The 16,861-nt window shown below is 34.9% G+C and carries 21 protein-coding genes and 1 pseudogene; 12 read left to right on the plus strand and 10 right to left on the minus strand.

The window, feature by feature from the left end; all coding sequences use genetic code 11:
- The first annotated feature begins 26 nt into the window (after positions 1-26).
- Genes C1A06_RS15310 through C1A06_RS13955 form a run of 5 tightly spaced genes read left to right on the plus strand, consistent with a single transcriptional unit; the run spans position 27 to position 10,041 of the window.
- Complete coding sequence (locus tag C1A06_RS15310; RefSeq protein ID WP_281253969.1) at positions 27-161, plus strand: hypothetical protein; 135 nt, start codon at positions 27-29, stop codon at positions 159-161.
- Entirely contained in the window at positions 161-4,612 is a 4,452-nt protein-coding gene (locus tag C1A06_RS13940; RefSeq protein WP_101690753.1) for a tape measure protein, read from the plus strand. Before C1A06_RS15310 ends, C1A06_RS13940 begins: the two co-directional genes overlap by 1 nt.
- On the plus strand, positions 4,609-5,115 hold the full coding sequence (locus C1A06_RS13945; protein WP_101690754.1) for a hypothetical protein: 507 nt from the start codon (positions 4,609-4,611) through the stop codon (positions 5,113-5,115). Before C1A06_RS13940 ends, C1A06_RS13945 begins: the two co-directional genes overlap by 4 nt.
- 4 nt (positions 5,116-5,119) lie before the next feature.
- Positions 5,120-7,771: a DUF4886 domain-containing protein gene (locus C1A06_RS13950; protein WP_101690755.1), complete on the plus strand. Its 2,652-nt coding sequence runs from the start codon at positions 5,120-5,122 to the stop codon at positions 7,769-7,771.
- A complete protein-coding gene (locus tag C1A06_RS13955) occupies positions 7,768-10,041 on the plus strand; it encodes a hypothetical protein (RefSeq protein WP_101690756.1) in 2,274 nt (757 codons plus the stop codon). Before C1A06_RS13950 ends, C1A06_RS13955 begins: the two co-directional genes overlap by 4 nt.
- 28 nt (positions 10,042-10,069) lie before the next feature.
- Here C1A06_RS13955 and C1A06_RS13960 read toward each other — a convergent pair whose 3' ends face one another.
- The 7 genes from C1A06_RS13960 to C1A06_RS13985 all read right to left on the minus strand — a co-directional run bounded on the left by C1A06_RS13960 (position 10,070) and on the right by C1A06_RS13985 (position 12,241).
- Complete coding sequence (locus tag C1A06_RS13960) at positions 10,070-10,459, minus strand: hypothetical protein (RefSeq protein WP_101690757.1); 390 nt, start codon at positions 10,457-10,459, stop codon at positions 10,070-10,072.
- A 9-nt stretch (positions 10,460-10,468) separates the two neighbouring features.
- Positions 10,469-10,975 (minus strand): hypothetical protein, encoded by a 507-nt coding sequence (locus C1A06_RS13965; protein ID WP_101690758.1) that lies wholly within the window; start codon positions 10,973-10,975, stop codon positions 10,469-10,471.
- Positions 10,956-11,189, minus strand: a complete 234-nt coding sequence (locus C1A06_RS13970; protein WP_145996418.1) for a hypothetical protein — start codon at positions 11,187-11,189, stop codon at positions 10,956-10,958. Before C1A06_RS13970 ends, C1A06_RS13965 begins: the two co-directional genes overlap by 20 nt.
- A gap of 139 nt (positions 11,190-11,328) precedes the next feature.
- A complete protein-coding gene (locus C1A06_RS13975) occupies positions 11,329-11,520 on the minus strand; it encodes a hypothetical protein (protein WP_101690760.1) in 192 nt (63 codons plus the stop codon).
- Complete coding sequence (locus tag C1A06_RS13980) at positions 11,517-11,711, minus strand: hypothetical protein (protein WP_101690761.1); 195 nt, start codon at positions 11,709-11,711, stop codon at positions 11,517-11,519. Before C1A06_RS13980 ends, C1A06_RS13975 begins: the two co-directional genes overlap by 4 nt.
- A 76-nt stretch (positions 11,712-11,787) precedes the next feature.
- On the minus strand, positions 11,788-11,922 hold the full coding sequence (locus C1A06_RS15315; RefSeq protein WP_281253970.1) for a hypothetical protein: 135 nt from the start codon (positions 11,920-11,922) through the stop codon (positions 11,788-11,790).
- A 49-nt stretch (positions 11,923-11,971) separates the two neighbouring features.
- A complete protein-coding gene (locus C1A06_RS13985) occupies positions 11,972-12,241 on the minus strand; it encodes a hypothetical protein (RefSeq protein ID WP_145996419.1) in 270 nt (89 codons plus the stop codon).
- Positions 12,242-12,429: 188 nt separating this feature from the next.
- On the opposite strand from C1A06_RS13985, the gene C1A06_RS13990 reads away from it, so the two are divergent.
- From C1A06_RS13990 to C1A06_RS14005, 4 genes are read left to right on the plus strand one after another with little or no spacing between them, the layout of a single operon-like run.
- Complete coding sequence (locus tag C1A06_RS13990; RefSeq protein ID WP_101690763.1) at positions 12,430-12,720, plus strand: helix-turn-helix domain-containing protein; 291 nt, start codon at positions 12,430-12,432, stop codon at positions 12,718-12,720.
- A 45-nt stretch (positions 12,721-12,765) separates the two neighbouring features.
- Positions 12,766-13,242 carry a hypothetical protein gene (locus tag C1A06_RS13995; protein ID WP_101690773.1) on the plus strand — a complete coding sequence of 159 codons (477 nt, stop codon included), beginning with the start codon at positions 12,766-12,768 and terminating at the stop codon, positions 13,240-13,242.
- A 24-nt stretch (positions 13,243-13,266) separates the two neighbouring features.
- Positions 13,267-13,734 (plus strand): thermonuclease family protein, encoded by a 468-nt coding sequence (locus tag C1A06_RS14000; RefSeq protein ID WP_101690765.1) that lies wholly within the window; start codon positions 13,267-13,269, stop codon positions 13,732-13,734.
- The gene (locus tag C1A06_RS14005) at positions 13,735-14,022 is read left to right on the plus strand and encodes a hypothetical protein (RefSeq protein ID WP_101690766.1); all 288 of its coding nucleotides are present in this window, start codon (positions 13,735-13,737) and stop codon (positions 14,020-14,022) included. It begins immediately after the preceding gene.
- Positions 14,023-14,040: 18 nt separating this feature from the next.
- Here C1A06_RS14005 and C1A06_RS14010 read toward each other — a convergent pair whose 3' ends face one another.
- Positions 14,041-14,349: a hypothetical protein gene (locus C1A06_RS14010; protein ID WP_101690767.1), complete on the minus strand. Its 309-nt coding sequence runs from the start codon at positions 14,347-14,349 to the stop codon at positions 14,041-14,043.
- Positions 14,350-14,678: 329 nt separating this feature from the next.
- On the opposite strand from C1A06_RS14010, the gene C1A06_RS14015 reads away from it, so the two are divergent.
- Genes C1A06_RS14015 through C1A06_RS14025 form a run of 3 tightly spaced genes read left to right on the plus strand, consistent with a single transcriptional unit; the run spans position 14,679 to position 15,929 of the window.
- Positions 14,679-15,149, plus strand: coding sequence for a phage holin family protein (locus C1A06_RS14015; RefSeq protein WP_101690768.1), 471 nt, complete (start codon positions 14,679-14,681; stop codon positions 15,147-15,149).
- Positions 15,127-15,537: a structural protein P5 gene (locus tag C1A06_RS14020; RefSeq protein ID WP_101690769.1), complete on the plus strand. Its 411-nt coding sequence runs from the start codon at positions 15,127-15,129 to the stop codon at positions 15,535-15,537. The genes C1A06_RS14015 and C1A06_RS14020 overlap by 23 nt, the downstream gene beginning before the upstream one ends.
- Entirely contained in the window at positions 15,534-15,929 is a 396-nt protein-coding gene (locus C1A06_RS14025) for a hypothetical protein (RefSeq protein ID WP_101690770.1), read from the plus strand. Before C1A06_RS14020 ends, C1A06_RS14025 begins: the two co-directional genes overlap by 4 nt.
- Before the next feature lie 334 nt (positions 15,930-16,263).
- On the opposite strand, the gene C1A06_RS14030 is transcribed toward C1A06_RS14025, so the two are convergent.
- Positions 16,264-16,722, minus strand: coding sequence for a contact-dependent growth inhibition system immunity protein (locus C1A06_RS14030; protein WP_101690774.1), 459 nt, complete (start codon positions 16,720-16,722; stop codon positions 16,264-16,266).
- A gap of 41 nt (positions 16,723-16,763) precedes the next feature.
- Positions 16,764-16,861, minus strand: a pseudogene (locus C1A06_RS15410) (IS982 family transposase); the annotation flags it as partial.

Below are 16,861 nucleotides of genomic sequence, written 5' to 3' on the forward strand. Positions count from 1 at the left end.
ATATAAGCTTTGCGAACTTAATGTTTATGTTAAATTCAATACCTCCATACAGAGGATTAGAGGATAAAGACGAAACTAAATCCAAGACTAATAAACCTAAAAAGAAAGAGAAAAAAGAACCGAAGATTATTCATTGGGAACAAATAGGATTTGGAAGATAATGGCAGGATTAAGTTTTGAAATGTCGGCAGACGACAAAAAATTAAGGGATGGTATCGCAAATGTCGAAAAAAGTCTCTTGGGTTTAGAGCAATCAGCTATGAAGGCGGGTAAAGCACTAGATGAATCGTTTCGTATAAGACAAGAAACACAAAGCAATATACAGCAACAATTAAACAAGGTCGTTGATTCGCTTACTAGCATTGACGGAAAGGTCGGACAAACCAAAGCGGAAGTAAAAGACTTGGATAAGGTCAGTAAAGATGCGAGTACAAGCATAGGTACATCGTTTAAGTCTATTGCAGCAGTCGCAGGTGGTGCGTTCGGTGTTCATTCTATATTACGATTCAAAGATGCAATTATTCAAGCTCGTAAGGAAACACAGATGCTTGAAACATCATTTGAAGTATTGCTTGGTAGCAGAGAAAAAGCAGATATGTTGCTATCTAAAATGCGTGAACTAGCATTAAAAAGCCCGTTATCTGTTACTGATGTTTCAAAAGGTGCTCAAATGCTGCTTTCATTCAATGTTGAAGCATCTAAAACTATACCTATTCTTAATCAGATTGGCGATATCTCTATGGGGGATTCGCAAAAATTCCAATCCTTAACACTCGCATTCTCGCAAATGTCGTCAGCAGGTCGCCTTATGGGGCAAGATTTGTTACAGATGATCAATGCAGGCTTTAATCCATTACAGGAAATATCAGCTAAAACGGGAAAATCAATAGCCGACCTTAAAAAAGAAATGGAAGGCGGTGCTATTACTGTTCAGATGGTAGAAGATGCATTCAGATCGGCAACATCTGAGGGTGGTCGCTTCTATGGTATGATGGATAAGCAGAGTTCGGGTATTGCAGGGAAACAAGCACAACTTGAAGATGCTATATTGAACATGCATAACGAGCTAGGTCAAAGCATGGAAGGCTTGATATCTGGAAGTTATGATGTAATGACAGCATTTGTTAAGAATTACGAAAAGATAGGCGAAATTCTAATAGGTTTAATAGCAACCTATGGAGCTTATAAAACGGCTGTACTCGCATTATCTGTTGTAGAAAAAATACGCTATCAGGCTACACTTGCTCAAATGGCAGGAATGACTAAAATGCAAGCTGTGATGGATATATTAAGGTTCAAAACGGCAGCATTAAATAAGACTATGCTAGCGAATCCTTATGTAGCTGTAACGGCTGCTGTTGTGGCTCTTGGTTATGCTACATACAAACTAGTGACATATCAAACAGACCTAGATAAATCGCAAAAAAGGCTAAAAGATACTAGTAAGGAATATGAAAGAACTATCGTATCAGAGCAAACACAGTTAGATATCCTTTTCGGTCGCTTAAAAGCTGCTAAAGAAGGGACAGATGAATATCAGCAAGCCAAAGAAAATATTCTTAAAAAGTATGGTAGCTATTTATCGGGGCTAAGTGAAGAAATCCGTACTCTTAAAGATGTGGAAGGAGCGTATAAAGCTATATCAAGGGCAGCTATTCAGGCAGCAAAGGATAGAGCAATAGAGAGGGGCACGCAGGAAGCCTCAGACGCTTACACAGAAGAATATCAAAAGAATATACTGAAGGTTCGTAACGCTTTCTTTAAGAAATTTGGAGAGGCTGAAGGTACACTTTTGCTTGATAGTTTTAAAAAGTCGTTTAACGAAGGTAGCGAGTTTACAAAGGAGGTAAAAAAAGCTATAAGCTCATTTGATGAAGTCATTTACTCTGCTAATGGTGCAGCAGGGTCGGTTTCATCTTACTCGAATAATGCTGTTCAGAATGCAATAGTTAATATGAAACGTTCTAAAGAAATTCTTGATTCTGAGGTTAAGATGATAGAAGATATATACGGAACATTAAGCAATACTGAGGGTATTAATGAAGAAACAGTTAAATTCAAAACATATAGCGAACAAGTATCAGAAGCAAGGGAACAAGTTAAAAAGTTGATAAATGAACGCAATAAACTTCTTAATGGAGAACTGCCAAATGAATTAGCCGAAGGAACTCAGTTTGACTTTGCAAAAGGTATTGAGGATAAAACTAAACAACTAAAAGAAGCTCAAGAAAAGCTTAATATTTTACTTAATGGCAGCTCTGCAAGCGAAGCATCAAATACGAACAAATATTTAGAAAAAGCCAAAGAAGAAGCCAGAAAGAAAGCTGACGAACTAGAAAAGCTAAATAGAGAGGCTAGACAAGCCGAGATCAATCAAATGCAAGATGGTCTTGAAAAAGAGATAGCACAGATTGAGCATAATTACGCTGCAAAGATTGCCGAACTTAGAAAGCAAGAGAAGAAATGGCGAGACGCACAAAAAGGAGAACTGACGAAAGATCAAGAAACGACTATTGAAACCGCTTATCAAAATGCAGATAAGGAGGCACTAAAAGCAATAGATAAGGCAAGTAAGGCAAGCAAGGAAGCTGAAAAGAAAAAGTACGATGAAATGCTTAATGAATTTCAATCGTATCAGGATAAGTATGCAGCAGCTCAGAAAACGTTTAACGATAAAAAGGCAGCCTTAGAAAAAGCACGTACACCTGAAAATTCAGATCAGATAGATAGATCAATTCAAGAACTAGAGTACAAACGTGATGAAACATTAAACTCTATCAACGAAGAATTTGCATCAAGAGAAGAAACCTATCAAGTTTGGGTAAATGAGTTAGCGTCATGGTCGTTAGATCAATTAAAATCACTATTAGCTGAAGCTAAACGCAATCTTGAACAGCTTAAACAAGATGGTGTGTCTGATACAGATTTAGCTATTGCTAGTGCTAAAGTAAAGAAGCTTGAAAAAGAGATATCAGATGTAAATAAGAAGCTGACACCAAAGCAAAGAACTATTAAGGAATGGAGCGAATTACATAATGTTCTTTCTGATGTTACTAAGTCCTTTGAGGATATAGGCAATGAAGTAGGCGGAACAGCAGGCGAGATACTCAAAACAGCAGGGCAAATATCAAGTTCTACATTGAGCATGATTGATAGTATTGTGATGTTATCCAAAGAATCAACAACAACAATACAAGGATTATCTCAGGCGGCAAATAGAGCTATACAAGCCGTTGAAAAAGCGTCTGTAATTCTAGCAGTTATTACATCAGCAATACAAATATTGCAGAAGCTAAATAGTATAACAAAAGATTCTCACGACAAATATTTGGATTATGATGCGAAGATAGAGCGTATTAACGATCTGAAAGATGCTGTCAATGATTATGAACTTGCGGTATTACGAGCTACTCAAGCGGAAAAAGCATGGTTTGGCGAGGATGGTTTGCGAAATCTAAAAGACTATAAAGAGCAGCAAGAAAAAATCTATCAGATGCATGAGGATAAACTCAATGAAATGCAGGCTAAATATCAGAACAAAAAAGGGGGCGGTTGGCTTACTGGGATTCTTGATTATGGTTTACTTGGTGGCATTGATTGGGCTTTGGGTACTAATATCTTGGGGAATAAATATGATGAAAGATTAGCTAAAGCGGTTGATAATCTTAGAATTGAGACAAGAAAGCGTAAAAAGGGGATATTCGGGTCGGGTATTGGCTCAAAGTCACAGAAAACAGAGGATTTAAGAACATGGGTTAAAAGAGAACTTGGGTTTGATTTATTTGATGCAGATGGTTGGATAAATCAAGAAGCCTACGAGGTTATAATGGAAAAGTACAGCAATAAGCTTGTAGGTCAAACCAAAGAAACACTCGAAGAACTTAGTTCTTTAAAGGAGCAATACGATGAATATTTGAAGCAACTAAGAGAATATGTAAGCTCGTTATATGAACCGCTAGTTGATAATATGGTCAATTCTCTGTGGGATTGGCTAGATGGTGGGAAAGATGCTTTAGACAGCTTTAAGAATTATGCCTCTGATACATTTAGAGATATCGTAACCGACATGATGAGAACAATTGTACTTGAAAAAGTAGTAGGATCATTTCAAGACGATATTGCAGATATTTACGAAAAATATTCATCAGGGAAATTGACCGAAAAGCAATTAGCAAATCTAGTAGCGGATAGAACAGAGCAATTGACATCTGATTACGAAAAGAATATTCCTGCTTTGCAAACAACACTCGCAGAAATAAACAAAATATTCGAAAATATAGGTTTAAGTCTTGAAAATGCAGAATCAGTACAACAATCAGGCTCTAGTGGATATGAAATCACAGCAAGTCAGGAATCTGTAAATGCATTAAATGCTCGTATGGGTGGTTTATTATCAGGTGTTATAAGCATTGATTCTAGTGTTAAAAACCTAGAGCAATGGTCGTTGCTAAACTCTGCAAATATCGGTAACATTACAAATAATGTGCAGATTCTAGTGAATACGCAATTACAGTCAATGTACTATTTGAGCGATATAGCGAATTACACAAAGCCAATTGCAAACATGGCTAATGACATTGCAGACATAAAGCGAAATACAGAAGGAGTATGACAAATAGGTTATTTATTAACAATAAAGATGCTTGGTTAACTTGGGGTGTAACATTGCGCAAGGGGTCTTATGATGCCTTGCGTTTGGGCGCACCTCAAAAAGAGTATATAAGCAATGATTCACTTGCTCAACATGGCAAGCAATATTTTACGGGACAATCGAGAGTAGATGAAAGGCAAGTTATTCTGATGTTCTATTTAGATGCAAGTTCAGAGCTTGAGTATTACCAAAGATCAAAAGCATTTGAAGCAGAACTAAGAAAAGGTTTGCTATTGTTCCGAATACCTAGTTTGTTCACAGAGTACAAATTGATACTTAACAATTTCAGCGATCTTACCACATGGCATAAAGGTAGTAAAGCCGTGTTTTCGGCACGTTTTACAGAACCAAATCCGACAGATAGAGAAAGTACATTGATTACAGCTAGAATACTTACAGACGATCAGCAAATAGGCTTTACAGATAATGACAATGAAATATTAACAGAAGATATAAGAGGTTAAGAAAATGGCAGGGATCGAGAACATAGATTTTCAGGAATTATCAGGGCTACCGATAACAGAGAATAAAGCGGATATGTTTGTTGTTGGCTATAAAAATACGTCAGGTAATCCGACAATGGTTACACCTATCGGCAATTTAGCCACAAAAGCAGAAGTAGAAAGTGCAGTAGCAAGCAGAGCGACAACAGATCAACTAAATACAGCTACGCAGCAAATTAATTTGTCATTGGTTGGATTGTCTAATCAGGTCGGTACAAAAGCAGAACAAAGCGAAGTAAATGAGCTTAAAGATCGTATTGGAAACGGAGGTACACCAATAGAAAGATACAAAGATGCTGTTGACACTATTGCTATTCTTGAAGCGTTACCCGTTGAACAAAACGAAAAAGGCGATGGGCGTGTGGTTACTGCTGATATAGACGCTAACGGACAATCTTACACTTGGGTGTGGGATGGGTCAAATTGGGGTAGAACACCATATACCACTTTGCCCGCTGATGTGGCAATAAAAGGCGGTTCGTATTTAAATATGAAGCAGATGGATGACAAGAAATCTGATAGAATTGCTACTTATGGGGGAAATTATATTAATAAGTATGGTGTCATTTCTCATCTTAATTTAAGTTCAAGTAGAGGATATAGCAAGCCTATACTGCTTGTTGATGGTCTAGTCATAAACAACTATTCGGTATTGACAGCAAACAAGATTAGCGATACTGAGTATGCTTCGGTGTTTTTATATGATTCGAGATTCAGATGTATTGGCTTCTTGACTGATTCGCAGTCGATAGAAAACGCGAGTAGAACTATTAATATTTCAGAAATTCAGTCTATTTTTCCGTCAGCTTTATATTTTAGAGTTAACGCATCCTTAACTAGTGATTTCTCGATTACCACACTTGATAATAATATTCCACTAACAGCAGATGATAGTTTTATAAATCAGGAGTTAAATAAAAACAACCTATATAATCTTGTCGTGGCAGGTGGGTCTTATATTAACAAGAGTGGAGTCGTGACACAATCTCTAGCTAATTATAGACGGGGTTTTACTCGATTTATATACATAACAGATGGATTAAAATTGGAGCATTTCGCTGTTGTATCTGCAAATCTTATTACATCTGGCACTTATGCGTCTGTTATGCTTTTTGATTCTAAATTTGAATTTGTCGGAAATCTGACACATACAACAACATCTGAAGATATTTCAATAACGCTTAACAAGGCAAGTATTACGGATTTGTTCCCTACGGCGGTGTATTGTGCAGTTAATTTAAATGTAGATAATGGGTTTCAGGCTATCGCGACAGATAATACATATCCATTCTCGCCAACAGATGAGTATGTAGAGGTTGTAAGACGTAAAAAGGCATTATTGCAGGCTGTTGTTTTAGGCGGTGGTTACGTGGGTATGACTGGACAAATAGTATTGTCGACATTTAATATGAATAGAGGGTATACAAAGTATATTACTATCGTTGATGGTCTTCAGTTGAAGCATTTTGCAGTTCTATCTTCAAATAGCCCTTCGGCTAATTTATATGCTTCTGTTTTTCTTTATGATAAATATTTCAACTATGTAGGCTATTTATCACAGTCGTCAAGAGGAGAGGATTTTTCAATTACCTTAAATAAGGCTGAAATAACAGCAGTTTATCCGACAGCCGTATATTTTAGGACTAACATAAATTCAGAAAACGGATTTGATGTGGTGATGCCTAGTGGGTCTATCCCTCCAGTAGTAGATGAAGGCTACGTCTCGGAAATGAAGTCAATATACTCTATGTCATCAAGGCAAATAATCAATCCGTCACTTCCTAAATTAAACATAGACGATGAAATCAAGATTTTAGCAATAGGAAGTTCTTGGCTTAATGATACTGTAATAAGGCTTCGAGATGTTGCCATCGCATCTGGATTGAGGGTAGAAGTAGGCAACGCATTGTCTAGTGGGCTATCTTATCAGACGATTGTTGATAAATTTAATAATAGCGAATTAGTTGACTATACTTTGTGGGATTCATTAGGAAATCCAGCCGTTACATCTCAGAATACAATAAGCAATATTATATTGTCTAAATCATGGGATATAGTTGTTATTCAACAAGGCGCAAAAGATGGCTTTTTTCTCGATTCGTTTCAGCCTTATATGTCTAAATGGATTCATATATTAAAGACTAATCTGATAAATCCGAATGCTGTAATAACTATGAATCATACATGGACACCTGACAGAAATGGGCAGTACATTTCATCATATGGCTTTACATCTCAGCAAGCTATGTGGGATGCTACTCTACATAATATAACAATAGCTTCCTATCAGAGTGGCATTGATTTAGTCGTTCCTTGTGGAATGGCGATTTATTCGCTTCGTACAACGTCATTGCAAAATGATAATGATTTGACAAGGGATAAACTACACTTAGATAGCGGTATAGGCACATATACGGCAGCATGCACCTTCTTTGAAGCTATATTAAAACCTATCTATGGTGTTTCGATATTAGGTAATACATACCGAAGTCCAGACCAAACACCGACAGATAAATACACACCAGTAACAGATGCAAACGCAATCATAGCTCAAAAATGTGCTATTTCTGCAAATGCAAATAGATTCGGATATGTAGATTTTAGCGGATTATTATGATTACAATAGGCAATATAAAAGGAGTAAGACAAGAGCATCAAATAACAGTATTTAGGGCAAGCGACAATTTGCCCTATTTACAATTTGTTCTTTCAAATGATGCAAGAGTGAAAAACGAGATAATGAACGAACATTATCTTGAGAGTACATTTAATTACACGGGTTTAATCGAAATGAAAATAGGCGACTATTGCACCTATAATGGTATAAAATATGCGCTTATGAAAGACTTTACACCTGAGCAGGTACGAGACGGAGAATATAGATATACAATTCGTTTTGATGCACCTGAAATGTTCTTTAAGAACGTTCCGAACTTCTACACATTGCAAGGCTTTAATGAGCTAGAATGGAGTTTAAGAGAGCGACCAGAGCGTTTTATGCAGTTGTTTGTAGAGAACATTAACGACTTCTACAATAACGATTGGAAAGTGGGTATTGTTGAACCTACTGAGCTACTAGATTTGTCGTTTAGTAATTCGTATGTCTTTGACGCATTAACACAGCTTGCAGAAGCTACAAAATGCGAATGGTATCCTGATTATCAGTTAAAGACATTAAGCCTCGTAAGCAGGCTTAAAATAGGCAATACACCGATTGTATTAGAATCAGGCGACTTACTTAATCAGGTAAGGAGAGACAGTCAAAACAAAGACTATTGTACACGTTTATATGCATTCGGTGGTACTCAAAATATACCTCTTAATTATCGTAAACCAATAGCAGGCGAAGCGATTGACGCAATCGTACAAAAGCGTCTTAGAATGCCTTTAAGTACGGGCGATTACATTGATATAAGACCGAACTTAAAACCTCACGAGATAGTACCTAAATTCGTTAATTTCGACATCTTTCCGCAAAGGGTGGGTACTATAACAGAAATTAGAGAGGTAGAGCGTAAAGACGAGCAAGGCAACAAGTTTAGCGTGTTCTATTTCAAAGATTCAGGAATTAACTTTGATACTAAATATATTCTCCCAAACGAAACATTAAAATGTGTGTTTCAAGATGGATGGATGGCGGGATTTGATCGTGAAATCAGCTACAACAATAAGACAAAGGAATACGAGATAATTAACGAGCAGTTAGGCGAACAGCTTATACCTAATGCGATTATAAGACCAAAAGTAGGGGATAAATATGTCCTTTACAACTTCAATATCTCAATGGTTGGCGATCAATATGTGCCCGAAGCAGAAAGAGAGCTAGAGCGTCAAGCAAAGGAGTATCTGGCTGAAATGTTTGATAACAGCAATACGGATTCAGACATTGATACTTATACTTGCGTTCTTAATCCCGTTGAAGTAGCAGAACAAGAAGTAAGTTTAGTTTTAGGGCAATCGGTATCAGTTATCAGTGATGCAGTAAAAGGCGGTCAAAAGGATTCAAGGGTATATGGTTATACTAAATTTCCCGTTACCCGTAAAGATGAATATTTGATCGGAGACAGCCCGAAATATTCCCGTTTTGCGTCTGTTGAGAAAACAGCAGAAAATAATAAGCGAGAATTAAATGTACAGATAGCGGATGCAATGCGTCAGGCTAATAATGCGTATCGTGACATTAAGGCTTTGAATTATATCCGTACAGCGTTGCAGAATGAGACTACTATTGACGGCGGTTTGATTCTCACTACATTAATTCAAATGGGGTTAATGCAGGGCGATACGTGGCTAAATACGGCAGGTGTGAACGGAGTACGTGAGAATGACAATGATATTGCTTTTTGGGGCGGTGGTACACTAGAGCAGGCAATTAATGCGGTTAAGAATCCTGAAGCAATCGAAGATGTTGCAAACTTTGTTGTAACACATGGTGGTAAAACCATTCAGAATAATGCATTAATTAGAGGTAAGTTTGAGAGCAGCTTATGGGGTAGTAAAATAATTATTGACCCTTATTTAAGAAAGATTGAGTTCTTTTCTTCTATAAGTGAGAAGTCTGGAGGGAGTTGGACTTTGATTGATGTTATGGGAGCCAATAAAGCTACATCAAGTATAGAAATCCCATCTAGTGACGGAAATTTTATAACTAAAATATCAAGTGGTTTATCAGCGTTATCGACAACTGGCGATGGTTCACAAAGTCACTTCAATAACAAGACTATAAGTCTTTATGGTGCATTTGGGACTAATACAGAGTTTTCAGCTTCAACTGAAGGGGATATTTTGGAGTTAATAATAAAGAACCTCCCAAAGAGTGATATTTATCTTAAGGAGGGTCAAGCTTGGCTTGATAATGGATTAATAAGAGTAAAGGAAAGCGAATAAAATAGCCCCTTAATTGGGGCTATAACTATTACTGAGGGTATTGAGTTGCGTCAGATTTATCTGTAATATTTGTAAATGGCATATCGACCATTGTTAGAATATTGGTTTTGTATGTTTGTATTTCAAATGCCTTATTTAGCCTTTTTGTCCCAGAATAATCAAAGAAAATATATACTTCATCAAATTTAGAATTGCTATTTACATGAAATTCATTAGTTTTACTTTTAGGGGAAAGTTCATCCCATGATGTTACTTTTATATATATGTCATCTTTTAAATATGCAATAGTTACATTTGATAATTTAATATCTGTTTTATTCTCAACAACTATACTTGTATAATCTTGTGTATTATCTTCATCATCTGAGCCACACGCAAAGAATAAAGGTATAATCAAGAGGAATAGTAGTTTTTTCATAATCTATATTTATTTATTATATTTTTCAACCCATTCATTAAACTCAACAATTTCGCCTTCTGAAAAGTAACCTACAAGAACACCATTAGAGTAGCATTTATATAGACCATCTTTTGATACATCTTCAACTTTCATTTGTTTACCCGTTTTGAGATCAACAACAATAGTATTCATTTTAATTCGTGAATCATCCGAAAATGTTGTTTCTTTCTCAATAATAATGTTGTTATTCTTTTCTGATTGTTTGTCAATTAATGCTTTTTCTGCAATAGTGGCAATAGATAGCCCAAGCCCATTAATGAAAAATCCCGTTAAGACTAATATTATTGAGTACGATATATGCGACCACGATATTACTTCCGAGAACATTCCAGTCTTAATAAAAAAATAAGGTATCTGCATTAATGCTGAAATAATGCACCCGATCATTAATATTGTACTAGATGTTCTAAGTGTCTTTATTCCTGAGTTTTCGTAATTTGGTTCTTTCATAGGTTTAATCTTTATTATTTTCATCTAAATACAGCTTATCTGATAGTAGCTTTTCACGTCTTTTAGTTTCAGTTTCACCCATTGCAGCTAAACAAACAAGCACTAAAAGCGGAGTTACTAAGAAAGAAAGTATTACCCATAAAGCGGTGCTTCTACCTTTTTGTGAAGAAGCTTCAAGAACTGCATATAGTAGAACTATAAATATAAATACTACAAGCGCAACTATCAAAAATTCCATAATCTTAGATTTTATTTTAGTTTTCACAAACTTAAAAAAGATTAACGAATAAACCAATACGCATTTATAATTATTTAAAACTACAAAAGTGCGAACTTCACAGCCCGCACGATTTAAAAACTATGCAACAATTGGTATTTTATGACGCAAACCGCTGTCTGCTTTGTATTATAACTTCTTTGATTTTGGCTTCTGATAAAGCTTTCTGCTCTTTGTATATAACCTCATTTGTAAGTTTCTCAAGATACAAGCCTTCGAACATTCCCATATTTGCTGCAGAATCTATTATCTTTTCAAGTTCCTCAGGAGTAAGTATTATTAATTCGTTCATCGTTTCGAGGATTTAGCGTTATACATTTCTTTTACTATTTCAATAAGAGTGCGCTTAACAGCGTGGCATTCGTGTAGGTTTGTTTGTGCGCCTCCCCATTGCATAAGGTATGCTTCAAACGAATCGTTTAAAAAGTCCTCTAGCTCATTTGGCAGCATTAAATCGAATAATTGTTGTCTTAGTAATTCCATAGTTGTAATATATTTTAGTTGTTGCTTCTTTAATGAATAGATAAATACGTTTTAAAAAGTTGACTTTGTTAACAAATTATTTTTGTCTTTTCATCTTTGAGTAAACACGTTCAATTTCTGACTTGCTTATACCTAGTTTAGTAAGATCACTTTTCAAAGCTTCTAAATACATTCCGATTGTTGGGTATTGTGGTAATGTTATAGTTTTCATATATTCTTTAGTTTAGTTGTTAGTTGTTTCTTTAGAATAGGGGATTTTATCAATCCCCGTTGTATGTATTATTTGCGTAATAGTTGGAAAGTGTAGGAGCTAGTATATTAAGATCAAATGATGTGTTGTTGTTGTTCCAATCATTAGCCCAAACTTGTTCTTCCGCTTTTCTTATTTCGGTAGATCTGTTTTTCTTTGCAATTTCCCAAGCTCTTTCAAGTGACGCACTAAAAGACATAGAATATATTGAGTGTCCTGATTTATAGATTGCCCAAGCTTTTCTCATTATTTCTGATTTGTTGTATTTAGTCGTTTTCATATCGTTGGTTTTAGTTGTTTGAGATATTTTATTGTCGTTTTCTGTATTACAAAGATACATCTTAATGTCGTGTTTTCAAATTAAAAACGATAATTAAATGTAGTTTTAATATTTATTAACGATATTACAATGTCGTATATTTATTTATAAGCTACATTTGTATATCGAAAACTAAAAGCATTATATATATGGGATTGAGAATAAAGGAACTTATTAAGGAAAAGGGATATTCTATGCAAGAATTTGCAGAGATACTTGAAATAACGAGGGATACGCTAACTAGGAATATAAACGGAAACCCTACAATCGAAACACTAGAAAAGATAGCATCTAAGTTGAATGTTGATATAATTGACCTTTTCGAAAAGCCATACAAAGACAATATCTCAGGCTTTATAAAAGTAAAAGGCAAGATAGAAGAAATCAACTCGATCGAGGATATTGAAAAACTCTTGGATGAACTAAAGAAGAATAGCTAAAAATATGTATGTTTGTTTTTAATTAACAAAAACAAATTATACGTTATGAAAAAATTGTTATTACTCTTACTGATTTGTCTTTTATTATTGGTTTCATGTGGTTCAGATGATGATAAATTAAAAGTACCGCCACAAATAATAATGACTGCCAAAAAGAATGTAAGCGGTAATAATAATATTGATGCTATGTTCTATATTTTTAAAGAGGGGAACTATGATCCAACTACATTAAGTAGGGAGAATCATTTAGCCTATGAAGCAACACTTAAAAATGATAAGGGAGAGATAGTTAAATCAATTGCATTTGGTTCTACCAATTCCAACAAAAGTTATGTTATATATGAATGTAAAGTAGGAAAATACTACGTAGTGTGCTGCCCGTCTGGATTCAAACCAAATACAATAGTATTAATGAATTTATGGAAAGCCAAAGAGGTTGAAGTCACAAAGCAGAACAATGTAGCATTTGAGGCTAAATTCTCTAATTTATATAATACTGGATATGTTGAATGGGATGAATAAAACAGAGACCTGAAAGCAAATTAAATGACTAAATACATCATACTCTTACTAATAGTATTGTCATTACCTATTCAATCCAAAACTTTAAAAGGTAAGATTGTAAGGGTATCAGATGGCGATACTATTGTTTTATTGGATAGTACCAATACACAGCACAGAATTCGTTTAGATGGCATTGATTGCCCAGAGAAAGGACAGCCATTTGGACGCAAAGCAACAGACTTCTTAAAAGAGCTAACAACGGGTAAAACCATTATTGTTGAATGGGAAAAGAAAGACCGCTATAATCGCATTTTAGGTGTCGTTTACGCTGATAATATCAATGTGAATAAGGAACTATTAAAGAATGGTCTTGCGTGGCATTACAAGCATTTTAATAACGATCAGGAACTAGCAGACCTAGAGCAACAAGCCAAAGATAAGAAACTGAATATTTGGTCTGAAAAGAATCCAATAGAGCCATATAGATGGAGAAAAGGAGATCGTAATTAAATGACTAAACTAATACATTTGAATGAGTTCGTTTTGCAGAAGTATGGATTTGTAAAACAGAGAAATGAAGATCGTTACTTGCTAGAGGTTGGCGATATTTGGTTTTCATTTACACCTGAAGGATTTTTCAATGAACAAGAATTTAGGGTTACAACGTTTATTAAAATAGGAGGGGATAAACACGACAATTTATCTTCAACCAAAGAGTATTTTGATATCCAATATCTTCACGAACTCAAAGAGATATATTTAAAAAAGGTAGGTAGGGAATTATTGCCTATATATTAAGCTCCGAAAGGGGCTTTTTTACGTTCCTATATTTTCCTTTTTACACATTAACCAAAGCTTCTGATGTCCTTTATTGACTGTTTCGGCTAGGTTTTCGTAACGTTCCCCGTCTTCGTCATTATCTAGCGCATAACTGAAATATGAAACAGTAATACAAGCTTTCGTAATTTCTTCGTATAATTCAAAACAGCGTTGTAATATATTCCTATCTGTGTGAAAGTCTATTACAATGTCATAAATATCGCCTTTCAATAAGTCTTTCAACTCATTCATAAGGATATTTATTCGTTCTTTTTGTACTTCTATTGTTGAATCAAGAGAGGGCATAAGGTGGTGTGTTAGTATATCAGGTAAATGTACTAATTAATTGAAAGATAAGCAATACATAAAATAGGGTAGGAGCGTGTTAACAAACCGAAGCAACGAGTCTTTGAAATCTAAAAGTATGTAAGTACGTTTGGTTTAAGGGAATTGTTGCGTCTATACGCTTTCCGAATTGATACAATTTTGAGGATATAGGCAAAATAAAACCCTCTTAGCCGACTAAAGATGCGCTAACATCTTCAGGTTAAGACACGAAAGGGAATAGCTTTCGCATCAAGCCAAGAGGGCATAAAACATTGATTGTTTAATGGTGCAAAAGTAAGTAAAAAATTATGATTGAAGATCGAATAATGATTGAATTTGTACAAGCGAATCTACCGAAAGTAGAATTTGTTTTAGCTGCGTGGATAGGTGTTGTAATAGCTGTCTTTATTGACTTGTTAACGGGTTTATATAAAGCGAAGTCACTAAACTATCTTATTACTTCTGATGGGCTTAAACGAACGGTAAGCAAACTAGTATTGTACTTTGCATTTCTATCATTTGCGGGATTCATTGATATAATGACTTTCGGTCTTGAATTTTTTACTATTCCTTATGCTTCTTTGTTATTCTCAATATTCGTTTTTGTCATTGAAGGTAAATCGGTATTTGAAAGAGCAAACGAAAAAGAGCGTAAAAGGCTTATCGGTGGTGCTAAAGATGTAACGGCTGTATTAGCTAGTAAAGATGAAATAGTGAAGGCTATACACGATTATATAAACGAGAAAACACAACAGAATGACGAGAGGATTACGAAATAATAACCCTGGCAATATTGAGCAGAACAAAGATAATTTTCAAGGCGAAATAAAACCTTCCCAAGATAAGCGATTTAAGCAGTTTAAAACAATGGCTTATGGCTATCGTGCAATATTCGTAACGCTGCATACATATTTAACCAAATATAAGCGTGATACAATTGAAAAGATTATAACAGCGTGGGCACCATCGGTAGAAAATCACACAGATATTTATATAGCTAACGTTGAGAAATGGTCGGGAGTTCCTAGAGATAAAAAACTGACCGAAAATTCAGGCTATGATTATATTCAAATCGTTGCTGCAATGTCGAGAGTTGAAAATGGCATTAAAGCTGACATGTCGGTTGTAATAAAAGGCTTTGAGTTACAAGATAAAATTAAGCCATGAAATTACTAACAAAGATAATTGCAGTATTATTTGTTTCGGCTCTACTCTTTAGCTGTAAAACAAAATACGTTGAAATACCGATCGAGAAGATCAAGACGGAAATAGAGTATCGGGATAAGGTTAAACGTGATTCTATATATACACGCGATTCAATTATTATTCACTCAAAAGGCGATACTATTTGGATGGAGAAATACAAAACTCTATACAAAGAAAAACTACGAATTGATAGTGTAGAAGTCGAAAAAATAGTACTTCAAGATAAGCCAGTCATTGTTGAAAAATCGAAGCCTTACTATCCGAAATGGATTGTTATTTTAGCTATCTTTGGTATAGTAGCAATAGGATATAGAGTATATAAAATAATAAAGCCGTTTATCGGCAAATTCTAGACATAGGTTCTTTTTGCATATCATTTTAAGGTTTTAAGGTTATTACTTATTCAAAGAATTAGTTTTTAGTTTTTCGGTAGTCTGGCTTGTGAAAGTCGGGCTATTATTTTATATTTACAAACCATCCGTGTAAAGCTGTGAAAATAGTGTTAAAATTAGAAATGTTTTACAATAGTTTTACAACGAGAAAAATCAATAAATACAATTAGTTGTATATCAATTATATGTGTGTTTGTACACGCTACTTTGAGGTGGTAGTTTCAGAAATGATGTGTGGGTTCGAGTCCCGTCGTGTGCACAAAGCCTGATAGAGAAATCTGTCAGGTTTTTTATTTTAGTCACTGTATTTTTCTATAAACTCTTTAGCTAATTTTTTTATTTCTCTGTTCGTTTCGAGTGACAAATCTTGATCTATAATAATATTATAATTAGTACTTAAAATTTCTAAGAACTTATCCTTTTCTGTCGGATGCATTTCCCAAAACTCAGAAGGTATTCGTAAGATAATACTTAGTAGATCACCCTCGTAATATTCAGAATCTAAAAATATATTCTCTTTTAGGTGATCAAAAGCGATATTTATTAAAAAGTCTATTCCTAGATTTTGACCTATCATAAATCTTATGTCTCCCAAACTATATTCTTCAATCACGGTATTATAAAGTTTTATTATTCTTTGTTGAATTGAAGAAGCCTCCTCAAGTGGCGGAATGTTATAGATCTGCTTGACTCCTAAATCTCTTAAACTTTTTGCTCTTATATATTTATTTAGACCTTTCTGTTTTGGGAACATGTTGAACTCATTTAACGTGAGTTCGATATAAGAAAATGATTTTAGAAGATAGTCAATTGGCTATCTTCTATTATATCTACCCTAATCGAAGGCTTTTTCGGTAAGAAACTATATGCTAATAATCCGGCAATCAGATTGG

Source organism: Dysgonomonas massiliensis (assembly GCF_900240225.1).
GTDB classification, from domain to species: domain Bacteria; phylum Bacteroidota; class Bacteroidia; order Bacteroidales; family Dysgonomonadaceae; genus Dysgonomonas; species Dysgonomonas massiliensis.

Coding starts and splice junctions, on each gene's coding strand:
- C1A06_RS15310 (WP_281253969.1), top strand. CDS start 27: ATGTTAAATTCAATACCTCCATACAGAGGATTAGAGGATAAAGACGAA.
- C1A06_RS13940 (WP_101690753.1), top strand. CDS start 161: ATGGCAGGATTAAGTTTTGAAATGTCGGCAGACGACAAAAAATTAAGG.
- C1A06_RS13945 (WP_101690754.1), top strand. CDS start 4,609: ATGACAAATAGGTTATTTATTAACAATAAAGATGCTTGGTTAACTTGG.
- C1A06_RS13950 (WP_101690755.1), top strand. CDS start 5,120: ATGGCAGGGATCGAGAACATAGATTTTCAGGAATTATCAGGGCTACCG.
- C1A06_RS13955 (WP_101690756.1), top strand. CDS start 7,768: ATGATTACAATAGGCAATATAAAAGGAGTAAGACAAGAGCATCAAATA.
- C1A06_RS13960 (WP_101690757.1), bottom strand. CDS start 10,459: ATGAAAAAACTACTATTCCTCTTGATTATACCTTTATTCTTTGCGTGT.
- C1A06_RS13965 (WP_101690758.1), bottom strand. CDS start 10,975: ATGAAAATAATAAAGATTAAACCTATGAAAGAACCAAATTACGAAAAC.
- C1A06_RS13970 (WP_145996418.1), bottom strand. CDS start 11,189: ATGGAATTTTTGATAGTTGCGCTTGTAGTATTTATATTTATAGTTCTA.
- C1A06_RS13975 (WP_101690760.1), bottom strand. CDS start 11,520: ATGAACGAATTAATAATACTTACTCCTGAGGAACTTGAAAAGATAATA.
- C1A06_RS13980 (WP_101690761.1), bottom strand. CDS start 11,711: ATGGAATTACTAAGACAACAATTATTCGATTTAATGCTGCCAAATGAG.
- C1A06_RS15315 (WP_281253970.1), bottom strand. CDS start 11,922: ATGAAAACTATAACATTACCACAATACCCAACAATCGGAATGTATTTA.
- C1A06_RS13985 (WP_145996419.1), bottom strand. CDS start 12,241: ATGAAAACGACTAAATACAACAAATCAGAAATAATGAGAAAAGCTTGG.
- C1A06_RS13990 (WP_101690763.1), top strand. CDS start 12,430: ATGGGATTGAGAATAAAGGAACTTATTAAGGAAAAGGGATATTCTATG.
- C1A06_RS13995 (WP_101690773.1), top strand. CDS start 12,766: ATGAAAAAATTGTTATTACTCTTACTGATTTGTCTTTTATTATTGGTT.
- C1A06_RS14000 (WP_101690765.1), top strand. CDS start 13,267: ATGACTAAATACATCATACTCTTACTAATAGTATTGTCATTACCTATT.
- C1A06_RS14005 (WP_101690766.1), top strand. CDS start 13,735: ATGACTAAACTAATACATTTGAATGAGTTCGTTTTGCAGAAGTATGGA.
- C1A06_RS14010 (WP_101690767.1), bottom strand. CDS start 14,349: ATGCCCTCTCTTGATTCAACAATAGAAGTACAAAAAGAACGAATAAAT.
- C1A06_RS14015 (WP_101690768.1), top strand. CDS start 14,679: ATGATTGAAGATCGAATAATGATTGAATTTGTACAAGCGAATCTACCG.
- C1A06_RS14020 (WP_101690769.1), top strand. CDS start 15,127: ATGACGAGAGGATTACGAAATAATAACCCTGGCAATATTGAGCAGAAC.
- C1A06_RS14025 (WP_101690770.1), top strand. CDS start 15,534: ATGAAATTACTAACAAAGATAATTGCAGTATTATTTGTTTCGGCTCTA.
- C1A06_RS14030 (WP_101690774.1), bottom strand. CDS start 16,722: ATGTTCCCAAAACAGAAAGGTCTAAATAAATATATAAGAGCAAAAAGT.